Source organism: Brachybacterium sp. FME24, from assembly GCF_014897705.1.
Lineage (GTDB): Bacteria > Actinomycetota > Actinomycetes > Actinomycetales > Dermabacteraceae > Brachybacterium.
In genome coordinates, this window is sequence record NZ_JABUXV010000040.1 from 1 (window position 1) to 5357 (window position 5357).

Consider the following 5357-nt stretch of genomic DNA (forward strand, 5'->3'; position numbering starts at 1 on the left):
GTGCGCGTGTTGCTTGATATCTCAATAGCGTGTCTGTTTGTTGATGCCATTATTTTTTGATGGCAAATTTTAACGGATGATACAGCAGTTAAATGCTGGTTGTTTGTTGTTTGTCAGGATTTTTCTATGTTTTCATGGAGAGTTTGATCCTGGCTCAGGATGAACGCTGGCGGCGTGCTTAACACATGCAAGTCGAACGATGATGACCGTGCTTGCACGGTCTGATTAGTGGCGAACGGGTGAGTAACACGTGAGTAACCTGCCCCTCACTTCGGGATAACCTCGAGAAATTGAGGCTAATACCGGATATGAACTTCCGCCGCATGGTGGTTGTTGGAAAGTTTTTCGGTGAGGGATGGACTCGCGGCCTATCAGTTTGTTGGTGAGGTAATGGCTCACCAAGACGATGACGGGTAGCCGGCCTGAGAGGGCGACCGGCCACACTGGGACTGAGACACGGCCCAGACTCCTACGGGAGGCAGCAGTGGGGAATATTGCACAATGGGCGAAAGCCTGATGCAGCGACGCCGCGTGGGGGATGACGGCCTTCGGGTTGTAAACCTCTTTCAGTAGGGAAGAAGCGAAAGTGACGGTACCTGCAGAAGAAGCGCCGGCTAACTACGTGCCAGCAGCCGCGGTAATACGTAGGGCGCAAGCGTTATCCGGAATTATTGGGCGTAAAGAGCTTGTAGGTGGCTTGTCGCGTCTGCCGTGAAACCCCGAGGCTCAACCTCGGGCGTGCGGTGGGTACGGGCAGGCTAGAGTGTGGTAGGGGAGACTGGAACTCCTGGTGTAGCGGTGAAATGCGCAGATATCAGGAAGAACACCGATGGCGAAGGCAGGTCTCTGGGCCATTACTGACACTGAGAAGCGAAAGCATGGGTAGCGAACAGGATTAGATACCCTGGTAGTCCATGCCGTAAACGTTGGGCACTAGATGTGGGGGACATTCCACGTTTTCCGCGTCGTAGCTAACGCATTAAGTGCCCCGCCTGGGGAGTACGGCCGCAAGGCTAAAACTCAAAGGAATTGACGGGGGCCCGCACAAGCGGCGGAGCATGCTGATTAATTCGATGCAACGCGAAGAACCTTACCAAGGCTTGACATGGACCGGACGGCTGCAGAAATGTGGCTTTCTTCGGACTGGTTCACAGGTGGTGCATGGTTGTCGTCAGCTCGTGTCGTGAGATGTTGGGTTAAGTCCCGCAACGAGCGCAACCCTCGTTCCATGTTGCCAGCGCGTAATGGCGGGGACTCATGGGAGACTGCCGGGGTCAACTCGGAGGAAGGTGGGGACGACGTCAAATCATCATGCCCCTTATGTCTTGGGCTTCAAGCATGCTACAATGGTCGGTACAATGGGTTGCGAAACTGTGAGGTGGAGCGAATCCCAAAAAGCCGGCCTCAGTTCGGATTGGGGTCTGCAACTCGACCCCATGAAGTCGGAGTCGCTAGTAATCGCAGATCAGCAACGCTGCGGTGAATACGTTCCCGGGCCTTGTACACACCGCCCGTCAAGTCACGAAAGTCGGTAACACCCGAAGCCAGTGGCCCATCCTCGTGAGGGAGCTGTCTAAGGTGGGATTGGTGATTGGGACTAAGTCGTAACAAGGTAGCCGTACCGGAAGGTGCGGCTGGATCACCTCCTTTCTAAGGAGCATCACCATATATTGGTGGCCATTTTCCTGCCCGAGTGTGGTGGGGATGGTTGCTCAAGGGTGGAACATCAACGAATCGGCACTTCATCAGCCGGCATGGCTTCTAGTACCGCTCCTTTTGGGGTGTGGAACGAGGGTGTGTCGGGTGGTTCGAGGTGGAGACACGCTATTGGGTTGTGAGGCTGCACGCGGCCCCTTTTCGATCTTCCTGTGGGAGGTGGTGAGGGGTGTGTGGCTGGTCCTCCCTGATGCTGGTGCCGCGGTTGCGGGCTGGTGTTGGTGTGGGGTTGTTTCTTGAGAACTACATAGTGGACGCGAGCATCATTGTAAGCAATTTTGAAGATTTTGTGTCTTTGTAGTGTTGTCTTAAGTTTTAAAGGGCGCACGGTGGATGCCTTGGCAAGAAGAGCCGACGAAGGACGTGGGAGTCTGCGAAAAGCCTCGGGGAGTTGACAACCAAGCTGTGATCCGAGGATGTCCGAATGGGGAAACCCACCGCGAGTCATGTCGCGGTACCCGCCACTGAATGTATAGGTGGTGTGGAGGGAACGCGGGGAAGTGAAACATCTCAGTACCCGCAGGAAGAGAAAACAAATAGTGATTCCGTGAGTAGTGGCGAGCGAAATCGGAAGAGGCTAAACCTGGTCTGTGTGATACCCGGCAGGGGTTGCAGGTTGGGGGTTGTGGGACGTGTCTGATCCGTCTGCCGGCGGATCGACGTGGACGTGTGTTGGTAGTCGAAGTCGTGTTGAGTACGACGGCGTAGAGGGTGTGACCCCCGTAGACGAAACTGATACATGGCGTGACGCTGTTCCCGAGTAGCACCGGACCCGTGAAATCCGGTGTGAATCTGCCAGGACCACCTGGTAAGCCTAAATACTTCTTCTTGACCGATAGCGGACAAGTACCGTGAGGGAAAGGTGAAAAGCACCCCGGGAGGGGAGTGAAATAGTACCTGAAACCGTGCGCTTACAATCCGTCGGAGCCTTGAGGGGTGACGGCGTGCCTTTTGAAGAATGAGCCTGCGAGTTAGTGGTCGGTGGCGAGGTTAACCCGTGTGGGGTAGCCGTAGCGAAAGCGAGTCTGAACGGGGCGTTCAGTCGCCGGCTCTAGACCCGAAGCGAAGTGATCTATCCATGGGCAGTGTGAAGCGCGGGTAAGACCGCGTGGAGGCGCGAACCCACTTCAGTTGAAAATGGAGGGGATGACCTGTGGATAGGGGTGAAAGGCCAATCAAACTTCGTGATAGCTGGTTCTCCCCGAAATGCATTTAGGTGCAGCGTTGCGTGTTTCGTTCCGGAGGTAGAGCACTGGATAGGCGATGGGCCCCACCGGGTTACTGACCTTAGCCAAACTCCGAATGCCGGTACGTGAGAGCGCAGCAGTGAGACTGTGGGGGATAAGCTTCATGGTCGAGAGGGAAACAGCCCAGAACATCAGCTAAGGCCCCTAAGCGTGTGCTAAGTGGAAAAGGATGTGGAGTTGCTGAGACAACCAGGAGGTTGGCTTAGAAGCAGCCACCCTTGAAAGAGTGCGTAATAGCTCACTGGTCAAGTGATTCTGCGCCGACAATTTAGCGGGGCTCAAGCACACCGCCGAAGCTGTGTCATTCAGACCTAGTGTCTGGATGGGTAGGGGAGCGTCGTACAGCCAGCGAAGCCGCGGGGGAACCCAGTGGTGGAGGCTGTACGAGTGAGAATGCAGGCATGAGTAGCGAAAGACGGGTGAGAAACCCGTCCGCCGATTGATCAAGGGTTCCAGGGCCAGGTTTATCCGCCCTGGGTTAGTCGGGACCTAAGGCGAGGCCGACAGGCGTAGTCGATGGACATCGGGTTGATATTCCCGAACCGATCGTAGGAGGACCCATACCGAGGCAGTCGATGCTAACCACCCGAGCTTTCCCCATACCCTTCGGGGTGTGGAGGTTCGCGAGGCTGGGAACCAAGGTTGTAGTAGGTCAGCGCGAGGAATGACGCAGAGAGGTAGCTATCGCGGACTTAATGGAATAGTCCGTCTAAGCGAGCAGCCCGAGCACAGGTAATGCTGTGCCGTATTGGGTGAGACGTGATGGGGATCCCGTATGGGCGTAGGTGAGTGATCCTGTACTGCCAAGAAAAGTTCCAGCGTGACGAATACGGTCGCCCGTACCCTAAACCGACTCAGGTGATCAGGTAGAGAATACCAAGGCGTTCGAGAGAATCGTGGTTAAGGAACTCGGCAAAATGCCCCCGTAACTTCGGGAGAAGGGGGGCCCGAGAGGTGAGAGCCTTGAGGGCCGCAGAGACCAGGGAGAAGCGACTGTTTACTAAAAACACAGGTCCGTGCGAAGTCGTAAGACGCTGTATACGGACTGACGCCTGCCCGGTGCTGGAAGGTTAAGAGGACCGGTTAGATCTTCGGATCGAAGCTGAGAATTTAAGCCCCAGTAAACGGCGGTGGTAACTATAACCATCCTAAGGTAGCGAAATTCCTTGTCGGGTAAGTTCCGACCTGCACGAATGGCGTAACGACTTCTCCACTGTCTCAACCGCGAACTCGGCGAAATTGCATTACGAGTAAAGATGCTCGTTACGCGCAGCAGGACGGAAAGACCCCGGGACCTTTACTATAGTTTGATATTGGTGTTCGGGACGGCTTGTGTAGGATAGGTGGGAGACTTGGAAGCATTCACGCCAGTGAGTGTGGAGTCATTGTTGAAATACCACTCTGGTCGTTCTGGATTCCTAACCTCGGTCCGTAATCCGGATCAGGGACAGTGTCTGATGGGTAGTTTAACTGGGGCGGTTGCCTCCTAAAGAGTAACGGAGGCGCTCAAAGGTTCCCTCAGCCTGGTTGGCAATCAGGTGTTGAGTGTAAGTGCACAAGGGAGCTTGACTGCGAGACAGACATGTCGGGCAGGTGCGAAAGCAGGAACTAGTGATCCGGCACCTCATTGTGGAATGGGTGTCGCTCAACGGATAAAAGGTACCCCGGGGATAACAGGCTGATCTTGCCCAAGAGCTCATATCGACGGCATGGTTTGGCACCTCGATGTCGGCTCGTCGCATCCTGGGGCTGGAGTTGGTCCCAAGGGTTAGGCTGTTCGCCTATTAAAGCGGTACGCGAGCTGGGTTTAGAACGTCGTGAGACAGTTCGGTCCCTATCCGCTGCGCGCGTTGGATATTTGAGAAGTCCTGTCCCTAGTACGAGAGGACCGGGATGGACTGACCTCTGGTGTGCCAGTTGTTCTGCCAAGAGCATGGCTGGTTGGCTACGTCGGGAAGGGATAACCGCTGAAAGCATCTAAGCGGGAAGCCTGCTTCAAGATGAGATATCCATACACCTTCGGGTGTGAGAGGCCCCCAGCAGATGACTGGGTTGATAGGCCAGATGTGGAAGCACGGCAACGTGTGGAGCTGACTGGTACTAATGGCCGATGACTTAACAACACTTCTTTGTCTTATTGTGTGTTCGCGTCCACTGTGTGGTTCTGGAGAAACAACTCCGGGACACTCTGCTTTCCCTCGTGGGGTGGCTGTGTGTTCTGGGCTGGTTGGGTCTCGCCGTGTTACGGCGGTCATAGCGTCGAGGAAACGCCCGGTTCCATTCCGAACCCGGAAGCTAAGCTCGATTGCGCCGATGGTACTGCACTCGGAAGGGTGTGGGAGAGTAGGTCGCCGCCGGACATCTTTGTGGGAGTGGGAGAGTGCTGGAGACCCT

Annotated in this window: 3 rRNA genes; all 3 read left to right on the forward strand. The window is 55.3% G+C overall.

Annotated elements, in window-relative coordinates:
• The first annotated feature begins 131 nt into the window (after positions 1-131).
• Positions 132-1650 (forward strand): 16S ribosomal RNA (locus tag INT51_RS21805).
• 372 nt (positions 1651-2022) lie between these two features.
• Positions 2023-5086, forward strand: a 23S ribosomal RNA gene (locus INT51_RS21810).
• 120 nt (positions 5087-5206) lie between these two features.
• Positions 5207-5323, forward strand: a 5S ribosomal RNA gene (gene rrf / locus INT51_RS21815).
• The 16S, 23S and 5S rRNA genes sit together here, the layout of an rRNA operon.
• Positions 5324-5357 lie beyond the last annotated feature (34 nt).